This window comes from Pseudobacter ginsenosidimutans, assembly GCF_007970185.1.
GTDB lineage: Bacteria > Bacteroidota > Bacteroidia > Chitinophagales > Chitinophagaceae > Pseudobacter > Pseudobacter ginsenosidimutans.
On record NZ_CP042431.1, the window covers coordinates 6,771,087 to 6,788,819 of the forward strand.

Consider the following 17,733-nt stretch of genomic DNA (forward strand, 5'->3'; position numbering starts at 1 on the left):
GTGAACAGATTCCTTCATCCGGCCTTTATACCAATTACGGCTTTCCCTACCAAAATCACTGATTGGTATGTTGTTTACGTTAAGACAAGATGCTAAATGCTAATTTTGATCCGCAGCAATGAATGCACTATGGAAGAAATACTAAGATACGATACAATCAGCCAATACAACGCACTCGTCAACAATGAGACCCTGCACCCGTTGGTTTCTGTGGTGGATTTTTCCAAATCCGGACCTTTCTGCCATGGAAAAATGAACATGGGTTTCTATACCATTTTTCTGAAAGATGTGGTCTGCGGCGATATCCGGTACGGCAAACATAAGTACGATTACCAGGACGGCACCCTGGTTTTCATGGCGCCCGGACAGGTGATCAGCATCACCAGCAGGACCGGCAGCTACCAGCCACAAGGCTATGCGCTGGTCTTTCATCCCGACCTTATCCGTGGCACCAATCTGGGCCGCCGTATCCATGATTTCACATTCTTCTCCTACGAGGTCCATGAAGCCCTGCATCTCTCCGAACAGGAAAGAAAGATAGTGGTGGACTGCTTTACCAATATCGATATGGAGCTGAGGCGCGGCGTGGACAAGCACACTAAAACACTCATCGTTTCCAATATCGAGCTCTTCCTCAACTACTGCTCCCGTTTCTACGACCGTCAGTTCATTACCCGCGACAATGCACATAAGGGCGCAGTGGAAAAATTCAGTGAATTGTTACATGATTATTTCCATTCAGAAAAGAAGCAACAGGAAGGTCTTCCGTCCGTGAGTTATTTTGCACAGGAGCTTAACCTCTCGGCTAATTATTTTGGGGATCTTGTAAAAAAAGAAACCGGTAAAACTGCACAGGAATATATTCAACTGAAGTTGATGGATATTGCCAAAGAGAGAATAATAGACACAAGCAAATCTGTCAGCGAGATCGCCTATGAACTGGGATTCAAATATCCGCAGCACTTCACCAGGCTGTTCAAAAAACGCGTGGGCCATACACCAAACGAATACAGGAACCTCAACTGATCATTTCCCTTCCTCCAATGGCCAGTGGAATGTGAGGCCATATCCATCAGGATCTTTCAGGTTGATGGCTTTGAAACCATAACCGGTTTTAAAGGGCGATGTCACTTTTACATTTTTACTTACCAGGTAAGTATACATCAGGTCGAGATCCCGGCAACTGAAAAAGAAGGCCGTGTCCTCATGTCCTGCAGCACGCGCAGGATCAGGCTTTGGGGGCCGGTCATCTTTCTCATAGATCGTGTTCAGCATCAACCAGCTCTCTCCCAGCTGCAATAACACCCAATCCACGTCATCATCCGCTCCCGAACTTTGCGACACTACAAATCCTACTACATCTCTATAGAATTGCAACGACAAAGGCATATCAAAAACCTGAATATATGGACACATTCCTGCAATAGCAGGTCGAACTGCTGTTATTGGTTCCATAATCTTAATTATTTTTGCGTACCCTAATTTACCAAATCCCGACCCTAATGAAAATTTTCTTGTTGCTTATTCTCTGCTGCGCTGCCCGGCCGGCACTTTCTCAATTTGCATTTATTGCCGACAAGGATGGACAGGCAAATATCCGCACCTCCGCTACCATCGCTGATAATATCGAAGATTCATTGCAGAACGGACACCTGGTCTATTGTATGGAAAACGATGGCAACTGGGTGAATATCGATTATATAAAGAACGGCGCCTCCCTTACCGGCTACATTTACAGGAACCGGCTGATCATGGTGGAGCAATATGAGAAGATCACCCAACTGTCATCACAGCCCCACCAGCTTTCCTTCGGAAAAGATTCCCTCAGCATCACCATCCGCTCGCAACCTTTTTACCGGCCAAAAAATAAACTGTTCTTTTCCACTGAATATCCCGGCATTGTTGAATTGATCAATGGTAAACTTCCATTTGGCACTGATGGCAATATGCCCAACACTGCTTATCAATCTATCGAGATACAAACAGGAAGCCGGAAAACGATTGTGCCCGCAGGAGAATTTGCTGACCTCTTCGAACCGAACTTCAATAAAACATCGGTGAATTACGACAGAAGGCAGGACATTCTTTACATTCACGCCATGAACAGCGACGGCGCCGGAGGCTATCTTGTGATCTGGCGGATCGTGAAAGGCGAGTACAGGGACAGGTTCGTAGCTTACGGTTTCTGACCAGCGAAAGTTCCGCCACTTCCTGTCGTCGAATTCCATTATTCTATTATTCACAAACAGCACCGCACATGAGAAAACTCCTGCTATTCATCAGTATCCTGACCGTTCATTTCGGATTTGCCCAGGAGGATGGCTACAAAACGCCTCCCCGGGCAATTGCAGACCTCCTGCTGGCCAAACCTGCTCCTGCCGTGAGCATCGATGGCAAAGCCAACTGGATGCTCCTGATGGAGCGCAACAGCTATCCCTCCGTTGAAGAACTGGCCCAACCTGAACTGAGAATCGCCGGGCAAAGGATCAATCCCAATAATTATGCGCCAAGCCGTCAGAATTTCATCAACAATTTCAGATTGAAAGATATCAAAGCAGGAAAAGAATATCCTGTATCCGGATTACCGCTGAATATGCTGGCCGGAAATATTGCATGGAGCCCCGATGAAAAAAAGATCGCGTTCACCAATACCACCAATAAGAACGTTGACCTTTATGTGATCGACATCGCCACGCGTAAAGCCACCAAACTGAATAAGCAACCACTGAATGTTGTGCTGGGACAGGAATTCACCTGGATGGACAACAATACGGTCCTTTACAAAACAACTTTGCAACCTGCATCCGCCGCACCAGTGAGGTCATTGATGCCTTCCGGGCCCGCCATTCAGCAGAATCTCGGAAAAGTGGCGCCCAGCCGTACTTACCAGGACCTGATCAGATCCCCATACGATGAACAGTTATTCGCTTTTTACAGTACTGTACAACTGGTAAAAAATGTAAATGGAGTTGAAACGAAAATCGGGAAACCCGCTATCTACACAATGTACAGCGTATCACCCGACAAAAAATTCCTGCTCACCCGCGTGATCAGCAAACCCTTCTCCTACCTGGTGCCCGCAAACGGGTTCAACTCCACAGTGTACATAACGGATCTCAACGGGAAGATCATCAAAACGCTGGCTGAGCTTCCTTCTTCCGAACTCTCTCCCTCAGGCTACGATAATGTATTGAATGCTCCCCGCAATTTCAACTGGCGCGATGATGAAGCAGCCACCATTACCTGGTGCGAACCGCTGGACAGTGGTATCTATAAAAGAAAATCAGATTATCACGATGCCGTATATGCGCTGAGCGCTCCCTTCACCGGCGAAACAAAAGAATTATTCAAAACAAGCTGGAGATTTTCCGGCATCAGCTGGAGCAATGAAAAATTCGCACTCGTCAACGAAAGGCTTGCCGGTAAACAGTCCGTCCGCATGAGCCGGTTCGATCCATCCACCGGTCAGCTCGAAACATTGCTGGAAAGAAATTCCACAGATGCTTACGGGAATCCAGGCAATCCTGTTACAGAAAAGAATAAATATGGACGAAGCGTGATCAGGCTGACCGACAACAATACAAAAATACTGATGAACAATCCGGTGGGCAGCTCACCCAAAGGCGATCTCCCCTTCATTGCCAAATTCGATCTCGCCACAAAAAAGAGCGAGATCATCTGGCGCTGCCCCGAAGGAAGTTTCGAATACGTGACGGATATTCCCGATGCAGATAAATTGGTATTGCTCACCCGCCGGGAATCGCAGAAAGACATGCCAAATTACTTCATCAAAAACCTGGTGCTCCGCATCGCAGACCAGCCCATCACCCATTTCACCAACCCCTATCCACAACTGGAAGGTATCAGCAAACAAAAGATCACTTACAAGAGGGCTGATGGTGTAGACCTCAGCGGCGATCTCTATCTTCCCAAAAACTACGATCCTAAGAAAGACGGGCCGCTCCCCGTGCTCATGTGGGCCTATCCCCGCGAATTCAACTCTGCCGCCGATGCAGCACAGATCCGCGGCTCCGAAGATAAGTTCACGATGGTCAGCTACGGAGGGCCCGTGTTCTGGGTAACTCAGGGCTATGCAGTTTTAGATAATGCAGAAATGCCTGTCGTAGCCACCGATTCCAGTAAGAAACCCAATGATAATTTCGTGGACCAGCTAAAGATGAACGCAGAGGCCGCCATCAATAAACTGGCGGAACTTGGTGTGGGCGACAGGAACCGTGTTGGCATTGGCGGTCATAGTTACGGCGCTTTTATGACGGCTAACCTGCTGGCACATACGAACCTGTTCAAGGCAGGCATCGCGCGCAGCGGTGCTTATAACCGAACACTTACGCCCTTCGGCTTTCAGAATGAAGACCGCACCTACTGGCAGGCGCCTGATCTGTATTTTTCCATGAGCCCCTTCAGTTATGCCGATAAGATCAAAACGCCCATGCTCCTCATCCACGGAGAAATGGACGATAATCCCGGCACTTTCCCCATACAGAGCGAGCGTTTGTTCAATGCCGTGAAAGGCCATGGCGGTATCGTCCGTTATGTTACGCTGCCTTATGAAGCACATGGTTACCGTGGAAAGGAAAACCTCCTGCATATGCTGTACGAACAAAATGCATGGCTGGAGAAATATGTGAAGAATGCGGGAAAAAGTGGAAATGAGGAAAAGAAGAGATCATTTTAGGAAAGATAGAAAAGCATAAAACAATAAACGCCTTCAGAGTCAGATCTGAAGGCGTTTATTGTTTTATATGATCATTCATTACAAAAAGCGAAAAACCTGCTTCCTGTATTCTTCAAAATCATGTTCGTTGGAATAAGTCTCGAACCTGTATTGTTGTCCATCGCTGTTCTGCCTTACGAGGATCACTTCCTGGCCACCGATGATGGTACGTTTCGCTCTTTCAAAGATGAGTTCCAGTTCCTGCCTGTCTTTGATGGTCTGCAGCTCTTCGATCTTATTCACAACAATTACATAATCTTCCATGAATGCTTATTTGCTGCAAATGTACAACCATAAAATGTACAAAAAGATCTAGGCAACCAACCTGGCAGCGCTGGTTTCTTTTGAGGCAGTAACGCAGGAACAGTAATCCGTGTATAGGAAACAGGGAGGAATGCAGCCTCTTAAGAAAGCAAGCGCTTCGCGGATATGTTCCCTGATGGTATTCCTGGATAATTTCAGTTTCTCAGCTATCTCATCAATGCTGAACCCTTCCAGCCGGCTCATTTTGAATACTTCCTTTCTCTTCTGTGGCAGCATCTCGATAGCACGGTACAGGATCGCTCTCAACTCCTTCACCTCCATCCCTGAGTCTGAAGCAGCCAGGGATTGCTCAACCCGTTCTTCGGTCAACTCCGGCATGATGGCGTCTCTCCGCTTCAGTTGATTCTTTACTTTGTTCTTTGTAACGATATAAACGAAGCCCGGGAAGTTTTGCATCTCCGGCAGCTTATCGCGGTACTTCCAGATGCTCATCAAAATATCCTGCATCACTTCTTCCGCCTGCATGGTGTCTTTCACGCGAACAGACATATGCATACTGATCAGCGATGCATAACGTTCAACGATGCGCGAAAATGCCTGCTGGTCGCCTTTCGCCACTCTTAACAGTAACTCCTGTTCATTGTATGAACTGCTCTCCGCAGCGGGTGATGTATACATTACTGGCATCGCTTGTACGTTTCCATAAAGTTGCGGAGTACCCATATTTATTCCAATAGCAAGCCCCAAATACCGTAAATTTTATGGAAAAAGGTCATTTTTCCGTAATTTTATCCGGAATTGTTTGTTTTTCCATCTTTCAATTATTCTTTTTTACACCATGGCCCAGGCTGAATTAGATGTGTTTGATCTCAACATCCTCCGGATACTCCAGAAAGATGCCTCCTTAACCAATAAGGAAATCGCTTCTCAACTTAACAAGTCGGTTGCCACTGTTCATGAAAGGGTACGCAGACTGAAGGAACAGGGATATATCAAACGAGTGGTGGCAATCCTGGACAGGAAGAAGATCAACAAAAGCCTGATCGCATTCTCGCAGGTGCTCCTGCACGATCATACCGCAGAAACGCTGGCTACGTTTGAAAGGGAAGTAAGCAAATTCCCTGAAGTGATGGAATGTTTCCAGATGACCGGAACTTTCGATTTCATTCTCAGGATAGCTACCAGTGATATGGACGCTTACCATGATTTCTATCGCAACAAACTGGCAAAGCTGCCCAATATCACCACCGTGCAAAGCTTTTTCGTATTGTCTGAAACGAAAAGCATCACGGCTTATCCAATTTGATTTTTCTATTTTTCTATTTCGAAGTCAAAACCTGCATTAAGCACCAGCTTTCCTTCCGCTTCGCCTTCAGTTCCCGGCAGTTTCCATCCTTTTATCTTCGAGGTCTTCCCTTTGGCAAGCAGGTCAGCAATTTGTTTTTCGGTCAGCTTCTTTCCGAAGATCTCGAAAGGTAGTTTGAAGCCACATACTTTGAAGTTGGCGCATCCATATGCAGTATTTCCTTTTTTCAGCGGATGCTCCTTGCATTTAGGGCATTGCTGTTCTTCAATCACCACCGCTTTCTTAGGCTCTTTGGGTTTTGCCTCTTTCTTCTTTTCTTCCGCAGGTGGCGCAGGCTTTTCAGCAATGGCGATCACTTTGTAATTAGCCGTTTTCACTTCCACTGTGAGGTCGATCACCATCTGGATCAGTTCCTGCTTGAAGGTATCGATGGTATATTCCCCTTTTTCAATGAGGCGGAGTTTTCGTTCCCAGATACCCGTTAGTTCCGGGCTTTTCAGTAATTCAGTCTGAATGGTATCTATAAGATCGATGCCGGTTTGCGTGGCAAAGATGTTCTTTTTCTTTTTTTCGATATACTTCCGGCGAAAGAGTGTTTCGATGATATTCGCACGGGTGGATGGACGGCCAATGCCGTTGTCCTTCAGGAGCTCGCGCATCTCTTCATCATCCACCTGCTTCCCGGCTGTTTCCATCGCTCTCAGCAAACTGGCTTCGGTAAAGGCTTTCGGCGGAGTTGTTTTTCCCTGGTGTACCCTCGGGGTATGCGGACCGGTTTCACCAGCTGTGAATACGGGCAAGATCTTTTCCTCCTCTTCCCCTTCTTTTTTGGGAGCCGTATCGTTGGCATAAACTTCTTTCCAGCCTGGTTCCAGTATCTGTTTTCCCGTTGCCTTGAATTCCACTTGTCCAACTTTTCCGAGCACAGTGGTATTGGCGATCTTACATTCAGGATAGAATGCAGCAATGAACCTTCTCGCCACCAGGTCGTAAATCCTTTTCTCTTCCAGGTTGAGATTGGAAGGAAAAATACCAGTGGGAATGATGGCGTGGTGGTCCGTCACTTTCTTATCATCGAACACCGTTTTGAGTTTGGGGATCGGTTGCGCAAGGATCGGTGCAGTAAGTGCAGCATAAGGCGTAAGGTCCTTCATGATCCCTTCGATCTTCGGATGCAGGTCTTCCGACAGGTAAGTGGTATCTACCCTGGGATAGGTGACCATCTTTTTCTCGTAGAGATTCTGTATGTATTTGAGCGTATCATCTGCCGAGTAAGCGAATTTCTTATTGGCTTCCACCTGCAACGCTGTAAGATCAAACAGGCGTGGATTTCCTTCTTTTCCCTCCTTCCTCTCGAAACTGGTGATCTCAAAGGGATGTTCTTTCAGATAAGCCAGTCCTTTCTCTGCCCTCTCCAGTACTTTGATGCGATCGATAGTGGCCGTGAATTCGGTTTCTCGGTAGATGGTCTTGAGCTCCCAGTATTCTTCAGACACAAAAGCGTTGATCTCTTTCTGTCGCGCCACAATCATCGCCAGTGTTGGCGTTTGTACCCTACCGATAGACAGCACTGTTTTGCCCTGTGCAAATTTTTTGGTGAAAAGCCGGGTGGCATTCATGCCAAGGAGCCAGTCGCCAATAGCGCGGGCACTACCTGCGGCATAAAGATTATTGTATTGATCTGCGTCTTTCAGTTTCTGGAAACCTTCGCGGATAGCGTCTTCTGTGAGGGAGGAGATCCAAAGTCTTTTTACCGGCGCAGAACATTGTGCTTTGAGCAATACCCATCGCTGGATGAGCTCACCTTCCTGGCCTGCGTCCCCACAGTTGATCACTTCTTCGCATTGCTGCACCAGTTGTTCTATTACCTTGAACTGTTTTTGTACACCGGCATTCTCGATGAGCTTGATGCCGAAGTTAGAAGGTATCATGGGCAGGTCTTCCAGTCGCCAGAACTTCCATTGTTCGGTGTAATCGTGCGGTTCCTTGAGGGTACAGAAATGCCCGAAAGTCCAGGTGACCTGGTACCCGTTACCCTCGTAATAACCATCCTTGCGTTGTTTCGCCCCGATAATGTCGGCGATATCCCTCGCCACACTGGGCTTTTCAGCAATGCACACCTTCATAGTCCGTAATAAGAAACGGCAAATGTCGTAATTTTTTGGAGCATCCTTTTAGGGAAATTGGGCAATTACCCTCTCGCGGCATAAAGATCGTCCAATGTTTTGGGAAGATGTTTGCCCAGTTTTTCACTTCCGGTTCCGTTGATCACATAATTGTCTTCGATACGGATGCCTCCGAAATGCCGGTAGTCTTCCAGCAGTTCATAATTGATGAAGTCACCCAGTTTATTCACTGCTTTCCATTTGTCTATCAATTCAGGAATAATGTAAATGCCTGGCTCAACGGTGAGCGTGAATCCAGCCTGCAGCGTTTTACCCAGGCGAAGTGATTTCCAGCCAAAGCTTGTTCCTTTTTTCAGAATATCCGAATAGCCAACATATTCTTCCCCGAGGTCTTCCATGTCATGTACATCCAGTCCGATCATATGTCCGAGCCCGCATTGGAAGAAAAGGGTATGCGCATCATTGGCTACTGCTTCTTCGGGATCGCCTTTCACCAGTCCAACCTGTTTGAGACCACTCAGCAGGCGGATACAGGCCTGTGTATGCACTTCCCTGAAAGTGATACCAGGCTTCAGCAGGCTTACTGCATGGTCCATGGCATCAAGCACTATAGTATACAATTCCTCCTGCTTGCCGGTAAAGCGTTTACCCGACGGCGTGGTGCGTGTGAGATCGCCTGCATAATGCCTGTTGGTTTCTGCACCTGCATCACAGAGGATCATTTGTGCGTCCTGTATGGTATTGCCGTGGTAATGATTGTGCAGGACCTGCCCATTTACGGAAAGGATGGTTGGATATGAAACGCGCCCCCAATGGCTCATGGCAATTGATTCCGCCATTGCAGCCAGCTCATATTCTTTCATACCAGGCTTTGCATTTTGGATCACAGCCAGGTGCATATCGGCACTGATGGAGCAGGCTTTGTGCATTTCTTCCAGTTCGATCGCTTCTTTTATTTCACGCTGGCTGATCACTGCTTTGATGAAAGGAACAGAAATAAATTGTTCGATGCCAGGCAATGTTGTATTCAGCCAGGCAGATAATTTGATCTTGTTTTCAGGGCGGTATGGCGGAAGGAGCTGAATGGATTGTCCACTTTTTTGCGCCTGCTGCAATAGTATAACCAACTGTGTAACCGGACCACTTTTCTGCACGCCTACAGCCTGCGCCAGCTCCTGCAATCCGGGCTGCGGGCCAGTCCAGATAATATCATCGATGCTCAGCTCATTTCCGAAAATGATCTCTTTGTTATTGTCAAGGTCTATCACCGCCACCAGTCCGGAAATGTCCAGTCCAAAATAATAAAGGAAGGTACTGTCCTGCCTGAACGGATACCAGTTATCCCGGTAGTTCATACTGCTCTCTTCATTTCCCATGAAAACCAGTAGCCCATTTTGCATGGTTTCGCTCAACTGTTTCCTGCGACTTACGTACACGTCTTTGCTGAAAGTATTCAAATGCATTACAATCGGATTTGATCAGCAATTTACGGGATTTACTGCTGGCGGAAAGACGCAATTCCACTATTACAATTTTCTGCCCGGCATGAATTAACCAACCTGGTTGATCATTCCATACGGAAGCAGCCTGAAAGCCATTGCAGGACGATATTCTACCGGTCACAGTCTGCGCCTTGCTGTAAAAACATATTGGAACCAGCATAGCAATGAACAATACCAGCAGGAAGCAGCCGATTCTCAAACTCATACAAATATTTTCAGGCTACTTTCAGTTGTTGCTTATTCCTTTTGAACTCAGATGGAGAAACGCCAAAATACGACTTGAACAATCTCGAAAAATGCGTAACGTTTCCAAAACCCAGGGTATAACATACATCTGCAACCGCAAGTGACGTATTGGCTACCATCTCCTTTGCCTTTTCCAGTTTCTTCTGTCTGATCCATCGGGAAGGCGCCATATTATTGATGGCATGGAAATCCCTTTTAAAGCTGGAAAGACTTCTGCCTGATAATTTTGCCAGTCGTGAAAGCGTCAGGGAGTTTTCCAGGTTATCACAAACAACGGTCATGATATCGCCGTATACCTGTTGCTTCCATTGCAGCAGTTGTTTCAGAAGTACAGGATGTTTGGCGCCGATACAATACAGGAGTTCCAGCAATTTGATCCTGGCGAGGGATGGCTCTACCCCATTTTCCGAAGTAAAATAATGGACAAGTGTAATGAAGTAATCTTCCAGTTGTGGGGTAATATCATGTACCGTTACGGCATCCTGCAATGCAGGTCCTTCGGGTAATGCAGCCATGCGCGTAAATTCCAGCAGAAGTTCTTCTCCTATTACAGCCGTGATGATCTCCAGTGAAGCATCGCCGGCTGTGAGCGAAACAGCAATGTCGCGTTTCAGGTAAATCAACTGACCGGCTTCCAGCCTGTAAACACCGGCGCCGTGCTCTACTGTGGCAGCGCCGCTCAATACGAACAATAAACGATGACGGGTATGTTGCGTGCTGAAAATAGAAAACGGAACATAGGTTTGTATGGAAATGAATGAGTCGCGGTATTGAATGGACCTACCGGAGTTGGACAGAATATTCATGACGAAGGTTTTGAAGTTCACATTATCAAGCCAAAGGCAATGCCAAAGGATACTAAACTGAACTTCAGTGCATTAATGCAAAACAGGAAACTATCATTAACGAAATATCGTCAATCCACTTCAGGATTGACGATATTTCGTTAATGATCCGGAGAACCAAAACATCATTGTAAGGCCATCTCGATCTGCAATTTCAATTTCATTTCGATATCTGCTCCTTCAAAACCGATGTTACTGAATTCAATGTACCCTTCCCGGTTGATGATATAGGTAGCAGGGATTACACTGAATTTGAACTTATCTCCTACTGCCGGATCAGTATTGTAGTAAACCGGAAAACTGTATTTACGGTTTCCAAACCAGCTCTGTGCGTCTTTGAGTGTATTGCGGGAACCGCTGTTCACTACCATGAACACTACATCAGGATTTTGTTTGCAGGCATCGTACAATTTCTGGATATAAGGCATTTCCTCCATGCAGGGACCACACCAGGTTGCCCAGAAATCTATCAGCAGCACTTTATTCTTCAACGCATTCGTGTCTACCGGCTTTCCATCCAGGGTAGTGAAATGTTTCAGGGAAGGAGCCGGGATCCGTATTCTTTTTTTCGCCACATCCTTTTTCATCAGCTTCAATCTGGCAGCCTGCAACTGATCGAGACGCCCAGGCTGATTTGTTTTCCGGAAGAACCAGGCGGCATTATCAGCAGTTTCTTTGTCGAGGGCCGCCTGCAATGCAGCATCGATATTTTGCTGAGCTTCGGTTATCCGGCCGCGTTTGTAGTTGATCTGCGCCAGCATGGACAAAAGATTTCCGCGGGCAGTGCTATATACAGATTGACGCATGCTGTCGTTGGTATAAGGATATACATAGCCAGTTTCCGGCCAGTAGCGGATCACTCCCACGGGGAAACTATCGGCCATCGATAAAGTATGTTCAGCATACCAGGCTGCACTGTCCAGCGCCAGGTCATTATCCAGCAAGGTCTGCGTGATCTCTTTGTACATGCGCGGCGTATAAGGATCTTTTTCACCCCTTCGCATGAAACCTGCATGGTACAGGGCTTTTGTACTGTCTTTTTTTGCAGCGAACAATTCAAACAAGCGCTCATGGGCGCCTGTAAATGCGTTGCCATTGGTAGTAGTCTCATGTTGCAGCGCTTTCTCAAGCAATGCGATTTTTGTGGCTGTATCTTTCTCCCGGGAAATCTGACCAATGTAATACTCCCAGGCAAGATCGGAGCCTGCATACTTTTCAATCACCACTTTCCTGATACTGTCCACCCGCTGTGGTTCGCCGATGATATGATACCCCATCGTCACTTTATTCAGGTTACCTCCGTTGGTGGGAGCCGCATAAAAACGATCGGATATCACCTTCAATGCCTCTTTCCTTAATTTCTCTTTTCCATTTTCCGGTGCGGCATTCATCTGACTGGTCAGTAACCTCAGCTTCGCTTCATAATTATCCGGATAGAGTTCCAGTTCTTTTTTGAACATTGCAGCCTGTGCTGCTGCCAGCCCGGGCGATTTACCCAGCTGCTGGTTCAGGCTATAACCGCGGTGCAGATTGGCGCTGAATACAGGTTTTCTTTTTTTATCATACACCATTATTTCGTAATGCCCTTTGGCTGGTGCTTCAATTATCTCTCCGCTCTGCAGATAGAAGCTGGCAAAAGTGGCATAACGTTCCAGCGGAAAAGATATCGTCCAAATCCCTCCTCTCTTTTCCATATCAACCCTGTATGGCTGATCATACAGTGTGGAAGAGCTGAATACAAGGGTAACAATTCCTGCATCCGGCCCAATTGATTTTCCGGAACTACCGGCGCCGGCTATCCGAGGATCGAAGTTGACGGTAACGGTTTGTCCCCGCTGCGGGAATTCAGGAATAATGCTCAGGCGTTTTTGTGCAGTAAGGATCAGTACAGCCATGATTGCCATGGCTGTACTGATCAATTTTTTGATCATCATTTGTATCCGTCGTTTTGTTCCAGGTAAACATTCGTTTTCATCGCATTCAAAGGAATGGGATACAAGGTATCCGTAGACTGCCAGTTGGCGTCTTTGATGGGTTTCAATACTGCATCGGACCTGCCTGTACGTTTCAGATCGAACCAGCGATGCCCCCATTCAACAAACAGTTCCATATGCCTCTCCTGCTCTACTGCCAGCAGCAGTTCACTTTTATCAAGTGTTTCCGGCAATGCCAACAGTCCTGCGCGAATGCGTATGGAATCCAGGTCGGCACGGCCATCATCCAGTTTGCTTTGCTGTATTCTCGCTTCAGCACGGATCAGGAATTGCTCGGCCAGGCGCATTACCATGGAATATTCTGTGAGTGTACCGATGGTGGTTGTACGCACTTTGTATTTATACGGAAAGTACACAGTAGCGCCGGAACTCAGTTTCCTGAAACCGGTCCAGTTGGCCAGCCTTTTATCATTGGGCTCGAATTTCTCTATGAGATGGGTAGTATCCAGCCTGAAGAGCGGTGTTCCTGTTGGGGTTGCAGGTGTTGAAGTAAAACCTTCCCAGGTATTGCGGCCACCTGCCAGATTCACAGGCATCAATTGCCAGATCGCTTCACGGCTATTGGCCAGGAAAACGGAGTTCAGGTCTGTCAGCAGATCATACAGGGAATTATCCAGCACCAGCGTAGCCTCTGCTTCAGCCAGCGACCATTGTTTCGTGTACAGGTAAGCGCGAGCCAGTAATGCAGTGGCAGCAGCTTTATTGGGGCGAACACGGTTGGCAGTAGGATAATTATCCTCCATCAGATTCTTAGCCTCTTTCAGATCAGCAATGATCTGATCATATACCACGGCTGTTTTTTCACGGGGCTTCACACCGTTGGCGATATAATCCGTACTGGTGATCAGTGGCACATCGCCATACATATTCACCAGGTAGAAATGCAGGAAGGCGCGCATGAAATAAGCTTCACCCAACAACTGTTTCCTTACAGGCTCGGACAATGAAGTTGTCTTTGTCAATCCTTCAATGCAAGAGTTGGCATGATAAACATAAGAATACTGATCAGCCCACATGCTTTGTACATACTGACTGGAAGGCAACAGCGAATTTTTCCTGAACACATCATAATTCTCGAAACCTGTAAAATAGTACAGGTCATCCGCCTGCATGGCAGTGAGATAATTCATCAGCACATTGGCCCAGAAATAATTGAAGGAGTTCATATTGCTGTACAGCCCCACTATGGCGGCTGTAGCCGTTTTATCATCAGTGAAGGTCAGCGCAGAAGCCAGTTCATTATTGGGATCCGGGGTTTCAACAAATTTGTTGCAGGACATTGACCCCATTATCAACCACCCTGCCAATAGTATGTGAATGCGTTTCATAATTTCATTTTTTGATTGTAGGAATACCATTTAGAAAGTGAACTGTAAACCTGCAGTGATCGTTCTCAGCGGCGGCATCACCAGCCCCTGTGTTTCCGGATCGAAGCCATCATAACTGGTGATGGTGATCAGATTCTGCCCCAGCACATACACACTCAGGTTGTTCAGCTTGTAGCGTTTTACCAGTTTGGACAGATCATATCGCAATGAAAGATTCTTCAACCTGATATAGCTGGCGTCTCCCCACATGGCGGAAGACAAACGGTAAGTACGGTAATCAGCTCCATCGGTAGTGAGGCTGGCTTTGGGAAGATTCACGATATCCCCGGGTTTGCGCCAACGGTTCAAAGCATCTACAGTCATGTTCTCTAAAGCTCCGGGCTGATTGGACAGGTATCCGTAGTTGATATTTCTACCATCCTGTTTTACGAACTGGAACAGGAAATCGAGCTCAAATCCTTTGTAGGTGAAAGTATTCCTGAAACCTCCAAAATAATCTGGCATTGTTTTGCCCAGTATTACGAAATCATCGGGATCGGAAATGTCACCGCTCTTATCGATATCTTCAAATTCAGGCAGACCTGTTTGTGGATCGATACGATTGAACTGGAATCCCCTGACGATAGTGAGCGACTGGCCTAAAACATATAAATCTTTGTAGGTGGATGATTCCAGATCAGGAAATTCTTTCAGCTTGTTTTTGTTCACTGTGAGATTGAGCTCAGTTTTCCAGGTAAGATCCTTATTGCTGATATTGGTGGAATTCAATTCAAATTCCCAACCTGTGTTCAGAACTGTAGCCGGGAAATTGGCAGTCATTTCAGTAAAACCTACCTGTGGCGTGAGTGCAAAGTCCACCAGTTGGTTGCCTGAAATATTCCTGTAAAAATTCGTTGTCAATAAAATTCTATCATTCAGAAAACCCAGTTCCAGTGAAGCTTCCAACTTCTTGTTCTCTTCCCATCGGAATAAAGGATTGGCGAGTCTGGAGGGATAGATGCCTGAAACGCCGTCATAAGCGAAGGAAGTTGACTTCCAGGTTTCCAGGTACCTGTATTCATCTATCTGATCGTTACCTGTTGTTCCATAGCTGGCCCTTAATTTACCAAAGCTGATCACATTGTTATCAGGGAAAAAATCTTCTTCAGTGAATATCCATGCTGCACCTACAGCACCGAAATTACCAAAGCGGTAACCAGGACCGAAACGTGTAGAACCATCCCTCCTGAAGCTGGCATTCACAATGTATTTTTCTTTCCAGTTATAAGTGGCCCTTCCGAAAAATGAATTGTAATTATATTTCTTGTAAAGTGTAGGTGTCCGCACCGTAACTGATCCTGCCGAGCCGATATCTTCCAGCAATGCATCGCTGGAAAAACCATCAGCAATAAAGCTTTTACCCTGCCTGGTGTTTTCCTGCCAACTGCCACCCGCCAATAATTGCAGTTTACCTTCACCAATCCTGCGTGTATAATCCACCTGCGGCTCGATGATATAGGAAGACACTTCACTGTTACCGAAATAAGTCATGCTGCCGATAGAGGATTCCGGGTTGAAAACGACCTTCGGATACACCTGCATCTGGTCCATATTGGTTTGAGTAAGCCCCAGTCTGGTCTTCACATTCAGGCCCGGCAACACCGTATACCTGATCACGGAATTGGCCACCAGGTTCTTTGTTTTATTGGTGTTGCGTCTTTGCAGGTAAGCAATCGGGTTCTGCGCATTGCGGTACCAGTAGAACTTTCCTTCATCATCATAAACAGGATAGTTCGGAGCGAAATTATAGAAAGATGTAACGTCGGAAGCAAGCGATCTGTCCTTAATTCCCGAATAACTCACGGAAGTGGTGATGTTGAATTTTTTATCAACGCTGGAATGGTCCAGGTTCAGATAAACTGCTCCGCGATGAAAAGGAAGATCATTGGGCAGTACGGTAGTTTCATGGCGGTAGGAAGTGCTGAGGAGGAACCTGGTCTGTTCATTACCGCCAGACACCGATGCCTGCACCTGTGTAAGTTTGGCTGTATTGCCGATGATCATATCCTGCCAGTCAGTGGTTTTATTCTGATCCCAGAGTACGAGATCAGGGGCATTTTGATCATCGGGCGTTTCACCATCATTGGCAAATGCCTCCTTACGCAGGGCCACATATTCGGGCGTGCTCAGCATGTCCACTTTATTTACCACTTTGCTGGCGCCGGTATAAATATTGAAATCGAATTGTGTTTTTCCTGTTTTTCCTTTTCGCGTAGTGATCAGGATCACACCATTGGCGCCCCTTGATCCATAGATGGCGGTAGCATCAGCATCTTTCAATACATCGATACGTTCGATATCAGATGGGTTGATGCTTGCAAGCGGACTTTGATTGCCCCCGGCGCTGGTGAACTGATCGATGGACTCTGAAAAGAATGGAACTCCGTCAATGATATATAACGGATCATTCCCTCCACCGATCGAATTTTGTCCACGCAAACGAACGGTAAAGTTGGAACCCCGGAAACCACTGGAAGTGGAAACGAACAAGCCTGCCACCCGGCCCTGCAAAGCAGCCAGCGGATCGGCTACGGGTTGTGAAACAATATCTTTATTCTTCACCGTTGCCACTGTACCGGTATTGCTCCTTCTCACTGCAGTGCCATAACCAACAATCACCATCTCATCCAGCGCATTGGCGGAAGCAGACAATACCACCATCATCTCACCGCTTCCCACTTTCTGTTCCCGCGTTTCATAACCAACAAATGAGAACACCAGTGTTTGTCCGGGTTGCGCATTGATCATGAAATAACCCTTGATACCTGTTGCCACCGAAGTACTGGTCCCCTTGATGGTAACCGTTGCACCGGTCAAAGGCTCGCCATCACTGTCTTTCACATACCCGGTCACGGGATCTGCTGCAACGGTAATGCTCAGGTGATTTTTAGCAGGCGGGCTCTTCTTCTGCCTGATGAAGATGGTTTGATTCTCGATGGTATATTCCAAAGGCTGATCCTTCAATACCTGTTTGATAAAGCTTTCCAGGGGCTGTTTGCTGGCCTGTACATCAACAGGTTTCGATTGGCTGATCTGATCTTTGCTCCACACTACAAAGTAGCCTGTTTGTTTTTCTATTTCAGCAAAGATCTTTTTCAGGGGGATCTCCTTTCCACTCAGGGTAACCGTTTGGGATAAGCCCCTGGCGGAAATGGTAAGGCTGAAAGCGAGCATGAAAAAGGCGGTCAGTTTCATTGTTTTCAGAATTGTTTTGGTACCCAGGCCGCGCCAGACAATAGCAGCCTGGTCACAAAGCGCTTTGATTTGCATAACTTCGTAACAGTTTTGGGTTGAACAATAATTAGCAGTCGATCCAAACTTTGGCCGGAGGTGCTCGAATCACTTCCG

General features: G+C 46.8%; 14 protein-coding genes. 4 read left to right on the forward strand and 10 right to left on the reverse strand.

The window, feature by feature from the left end:
- Nucleotides 1-129: 129 nt before the first annotated feature.
- The gene (locus FSB84_RS26520; protein ID WP_130540856.1) at nucleotides 130-1,026 is read left to right on the forward strand and encodes a helix-turn-helix domain-containing protein; all 897 of its coding nucleotides are present in this window, start codon (nucleotides 130-132) and stop codon (nucleotides 1,024-1,026) included.
- On the opposite strand, the gene FSB84_RS26525 is transcribed toward FSB84_RS26520, so the two are convergent.
- Nucleotides 1,027-1,455: a VOC family protein gene (locus FSB84_RS26525; RefSeq protein ID WP_130540857.1), complete on the reverse strand. Its 429-nt coding sequence runs from the start codon at nucleotides 1,453-1,455 to the stop codon at nucleotides 1,027-1,029.
- 47 nt (nucleotides 1,456-1,502) lie between these two features.
- Here FSB84_RS26525 and FSB84_RS26530 point away from each other — a divergent pair, with 47 nt between their 5' ends.
- Nucleotides 1,503-2,189, forward strand: coding sequence for a hypothetical protein (locus tag FSB84_RS26530; RefSeq protein WP_130540858.1), 687 nt, complete (start codon nucleotides 1,503-1,505; stop codon nucleotides 2,187-2,189).
- A 68-nt stretch (nucleotides 2,190-2,257) separates the two neighbouring features.
- Nucleotides 2,258-4,696: an alpha/beta hydrolase family protein gene (locus FSB84_RS26535; RefSeq protein WP_130540859.1), complete on the forward strand. Its 2,439-nt coding sequence runs from the start codon at nucleotides 2,258-2,260 to the stop codon at nucleotides 4,694-4,696.
- 78 nt (nucleotides 4,697-4,774) lie between these two features.
- Here the strand turns inward: FSB84_RS26535 and FSB84_RS26540 are convergent, their stop codons facing one another.
- A complete protein-coding gene (locus FSB84_RS26540; protein ID WP_130540860.1) occupies nucleotides 4,775-4,999 on the reverse strand; it encodes a hypothetical protein in 225 nt (74 codons plus the stop codon).
- 48 nt (nucleotides 5,000-5,047) lie between these two features.
- Nucleotides 5,048-5,686 carry an RNA polymerase sigma factor gene (locus FSB84_RS26545; RefSeq protein WP_158644134.1) on the reverse strand — a complete coding sequence of 213 codons (639 nt, stop codon included), beginning with the start codon at nucleotides 5,684-5,686 and terminating at the stop codon, nucleotides 5,048-5,050.
- A gap of 151 nt (nucleotides 5,687-5,837) precedes the next feature.
- On the opposite strand from FSB84_RS26545, the gene FSB84_RS26550 reads away from it, so the two are divergent.
- Nucleotides 5,838-6,305, forward strand: coding sequence for an Lrp/AsnC family transcriptional regulator (locus FSB84_RS26550; protein ID WP_130540862.1), 468 nt, complete (start codon nucleotides 5,838-5,840; stop codon nucleotides 6,303-6,305).
- A 5-nt stretch (nucleotides 6,306-6,310) separates the two neighbouring features.
- Here FSB84_RS26550 and FSB84_RS26555 read toward each other — a convergent pair whose 3' ends face one another.
- The 7 genes from FSB84_RS26555 to FSB84_RS26580 all read right to left on the reverse strand — a co-directional run bounded on the left by FSB84_RS26555 (nucleotide 6,311) and on the right by FSB84_RS26580 (nucleotide 17,655).
- Nucleotides 6,311-8,431, reverse strand: a complete 2,121-nt coding sequence (locus FSB84_RS26555) for a type IA DNA topoisomerase (RefSeq protein ID WP_130540863.1) — start codon at nucleotides 8,429-8,431, stop codon at nucleotides 6,311-6,313.
- Nucleotides 8,432-8,496: 65 nt separating this feature from the next.
- Nucleotides 8,497-9,831: an aminopeptidase P family protein gene (locus FSB84_RS26560; RefSeq protein WP_262713774.1), complete on the reverse strand. Its 1,335-nt coding sequence runs from the start codon at nucleotides 9,829-9,831 to the stop codon at nucleotides 8,497-8,499.
- Nucleotides 9,797-10,138 carry a hypothetical protein gene (locus tag FSB84_RS31290; RefSeq protein WP_225980130.1) on the reverse strand — a complete coding sequence of 114 codons (342 nt, stop codon included), beginning with the start codon at nucleotides 10,136-10,138 and terminating at the stop codon, nucleotides 9,797-9,799. The genes FSB84_RS26560 and FSB84_RS31290 overlap by 35 nt, the downstream gene beginning before the upstream one ends.
- A gap of 10 nt (nucleotides 10,139-10,148) precedes the next feature.
- Nucleotides 10,149-10,985, reverse strand: a complete 837-nt coding sequence (locus FSB84_RS26565; protein WP_130540865.1) for a helix-turn-helix domain-containing protein — start codon at nucleotides 10,983-10,985, stop codon at nucleotides 10,149-10,151.
- A gap of 164 nt (nucleotides 10,986-11,149) precedes the next feature.
- Nucleotides 11,150-12,958 carry a redoxin family protein gene (locus FSB84_RS26570; protein ID WP_130540866.1) on the reverse strand — a complete coding sequence of 603 codons (1,809 nt, stop codon included), beginning with the start codon at nucleotides 12,956-12,958 and terminating at the stop codon, nucleotides 11,150-11,152.
- Nucleotides 12,955-14,346: a RagB/SusD family nutrient uptake outer membrane protein gene (locus tag FSB84_RS26575; RefSeq protein WP_130540867.1), complete on the reverse strand. Its 1,392-nt coding sequence runs from the start codon at nucleotides 14,344-14,346 to the stop codon at nucleotides 12,955-12,957. The genes FSB84_RS26570 and FSB84_RS26575 overlap by 4 nt, the downstream gene beginning before the upstream one ends.
- A 30-nt stretch (nucleotides 14,347-14,376) precedes the next feature.
- Complete coding sequence (locus FSB84_RS26580) at nucleotides 14,377-17,655, reverse strand: TonB-dependent receptor (protein ID WP_130540868.1); 3,279 nt, start codon at nucleotides 17,653-17,655, stop codon at nucleotides 14,377-14,379.
- Nucleotides 17,656-17,733 lie beyond the last annotated feature (78 nt).